Annotated in this window: 3 protein-coding genes; all 3 read right to left on the reverse strand. The window is 31.6% G+C overall.

The window, feature by feature from the left end; genetic code table 11:
- Nucleotides 1-373: 373 nt before the first annotated feature.
- Nucleotides 374-1,198 (reverse strand): M23 family metallopeptidase, encoded by an 825-nt coding sequence (locus ABJD66_RS06690; RefSeq protein ID WP_348129622.1) that lies wholly within the window; start codon nt 1,196-1,198, stop codon nt 374-376.
- 383 nt (nt 1,199-1,581) lie between these two features.
- Nucleotides 1,582-1,773 (reverse strand): hypothetical protein, encoded by a 192-nt coding sequence (locus ABJD66_RS06695; RefSeq protein WP_348129625.1) that lies wholly within the window; start codon nt 1,771-1,773, stop codon nt 1,582-1,584.
- Between the two features lie 249 nt (nt 1,774-2,022).
- Nucleotides 2,023-2,733: a M43 family zinc metalloprotease gene (locus ABJD66_RS06700; RefSeq protein WP_348129628.1), complete on the reverse strand. Its 711-nt coding sequence runs from the start codon at nt 2,731-2,733 to the stop codon at nt 2,023-2,025.
- Between the last annotated feature and the right edge of the window lie 367 nt (nt 2,734-3,100).

Raw genomic sequence — 3,100 nt, forward strand, 5'->3', positions numbered from 1 at the left:
AGCAATTAAATTTATACGGTGTTATATTTTTTGGCGAGACGAGCAGCTTAGCGGCAAAAAAGAAATAAAGCGAAGTTTTAAAGCTTTAATTAGGCAGAAAAGTTTTTTTAAAAAATCTATCATCGTAACCCTCCGTAATCAACTTCAATTTTTTTTATTCAACCGAGTCGGAGTCCATCTGCGTATTACTTGCGTCTGAGTGATGCATTGTATCAAACAATGCCGAGCTATTAAATATAACGTTGTTGTGTATGGTTAGTTGCGTGGTTAAGCAACTAAGTTAGCAAACATTTACGAACCCGTGAAAATTCCGCAGGAATTTTCGCAAGTAGGCAAGAACAAAGCAATTAATTATACACGGTGTTGTAGGTAGTTATTTTTTCACGATGTCATTCTTATTCAATTTCTCACTTATGTAGCCTTCTTTAAATTTAAATGGTATAGATTTCAATCCGTCATTACTATTAGCAGGTATTAAACAATTAAAATGTAAATGTTCAATATCTGTTTGACCTGTTTCTCCAGATAAACCAATTACCTGACCACTAATGACTTCATCTCCAACTTTAACGAAACTTCCATTTTTTACTAAATGTACGTATTGAGTAAATAAACCTGATATTGGTTCATAAATAGTAATATAGTTGCCATATGGTTTCCATTTATCTCCTTCTCCACCCAGTTCATACTTATCTACAACTCCCACAACAAAACCGTTTGTTGCTGAACAGATAGTATCATTTTTCTTTAAATCAAAATCTACCGCATACCTGGACCAATCGGAACTATGGGTGTGATTTGTATTATTCCCTTGAATAACTTTATATTCCATATTAATTGGAAATGGTAGTTCAAGTTCTATTTGTTCTATCTTTTTAGAAAGACTTCCTAAACGTGAACTGAAACGAATATCGTTTTTGATTTTATTTACCTGTGAAAAGACAATTATTGTATCTGATTTACTTTTTAGTTCTATTGGATTTACTTGACTAAATTTATTTTGAAGTTCTTTGTCATTATTAAAAAACCATACTCTTAACGGGCAGTTTAATGGATTTTCGAGTTCAATTTTTAAATTGTTATTTTCAATACTGTATGATTTAGAATATTCATATTGTGAAAATTTTTCAGTTGGTAATTTTGTTGAATTACAACCTATAGTTATGAGAAATAATATGAATATAAATACTCTGTTCATTTTTTTGTTTTAATTACCTACAACGGCTCGGCTATGATTAGTGCGGCGCAGAAATCCATCGGATTTCCAGCTACGCACTGAGCAAAAGCTTATGGTTTTGTTTTTTCTTTTTTGTTTAAAATGCAAAATCCATAAGATTTTGCGACATTCTAAATATACACAGACCTTAGCGGAAAAGCCATAAGTCCGTATTAATTATAGGCATTGTTACCAAACGTTTTTTTGCGTTCTGTTGGTACGTTTCCATTTCGCAAACCTCCAGTTCTATTTTTTTGCACAATTTTGGAAAGTCCATTAGCGTAACGATTACATTTGAGTAAAGTCCATTTACGCATTTTTGTCAAGTCCGCTGTCGTAATTGTTTTGAATAGAATAGATGGTTTTTATTGAGATTCCTTTTCAGATTTTTTTAATTTGAAATAATAAGAAAAAGATAAAACAGCAAAGAACAAAAACATTAAATTTTGTGTCCAGTTAATTTCAGATGAGCTATCTAATAAATAGCCTGATATAGAGTTAAGAAAGGCTATTCCAGTTATTATTCCGCAAATTAAAAATATTGTTTTCTTGTTCATAAATACTTTTTTGGTTGATTATATAAATGTTTGGTAACGTTCAGTATAAGAAACGTAGGGCAGGTGATAAGCACTTACGTTTCGGTTTATTACTTAGCTAAATATAAATATTTTGCTTTTATCTTTTCTACTATAAACGCCAAATTTTATATTTAGCGGACTTTGTTAATATTCACAGACCTTTCGGTTTAGCAAAAATACCCTATGTTTTTTATACATTGTTAGCATTTCGTTTTTTGGTTAACCTTACTAATTTCTATTGATGGAAGATGATGTGATAAGTGACTTTCTAGTATTACTTTTTTCTAACACGTAACGCATTCTTTCTGCTTGGTCTTTGGTAAACATATTCATACAAGCATCATCTGTATAATCCATATAATTTTGAGTAAGTGCTATTTCTCCATTACAAGAAGTAGGTGCGTTACTGCAACCTCCAGTTCTTCTAGATACAATCGGAGTATCCTCGCAATAATCATCAAATGCCATGCAATCTGCATTTTCTTCTCTTCCCCAAAGATGTTCTAAACCTAAAAAATGCCCCATTTCATGTGTCAAAGTTTTACCTAAATTTGAGCCACCAACTAAATCTGATGTACCAAAATGAGGTGTTGTTATCATTATTCCTGTGGTACCCGTTATAACTGAGTTCTCAAGTCCAGGTAAATCGACTTTTGGCACAGATGATTGTCCTAAAAGTAAATTGGGCTCAAAAGGAAATACCCAAATATTGATATATTCTTGTATATTCCAGTATCCGTAATGTGGTAAATAGTCAAATAACCAATTCTCTTCATTCTCTTCAAAATCAATATCATTAGCATACACTCTAATAATACCGTCAGTTGAATTTCCATCAGGATCAATTTCTGCTAGTTTAAATTCAATTCTTGCGTCTGTTCCTAAAGGATGTGTATTGTAACCAGATGTTCCTTCTTTTTTTCTAAAATCATTATTCAACGTTTCAATTTGACCAATAATCCGTTCTCTTGATAGATTAAACCCTGTTCCAATACCTTCTCCTATATGTATAATATGAATAACTACCGGCAGTGTAAATACAGTTTCAATTGTTTCTTCTGAAGGTTGAATTTCATCATCTTTAGAACAACTCAATATAAGTGTAAATAATATGATTATTAGGATATGTTTTTTCATTGTAAGTATGTGGGTTTTTAAATGAATGCTAACGGTTCGTATAAGGTTAGTTGCGTGTTTGCGAGCAAAGAGTTTCCGAAGGAAATTCGGGCTTAGCAAATGAGCAATGACCTTAATTAATGTTTAAATTTAGCAATTAAATTTATACGGTGTTATATTTTTTGGCGAG

This window comes from Cellulophaga sp. (assembly GCF_039943695.1).
Lineage (GTDB): Bacteria > Bacteroidota > Bacteroidia > Flavobacteriales > Flavobacteriaceae > Cellulophaga.

Excerpts from the sequence above, each read along its gene's own strand:
- ABJD66_RS06690 (WP_348129622.1), bottom strand. The coding sequence starts at position 1,198 with ATGAACAGAGTATTTATATTCATATTATTTCTCATAACTATAGGTTGT.
- ABJD66_RS06695 (WP_348129625.1), bottom strand. The coding sequence starts at position 1,773 with ATGAACAAGAAAACAATATTTTTAATTTGCGGAATAATAACTGGAATA.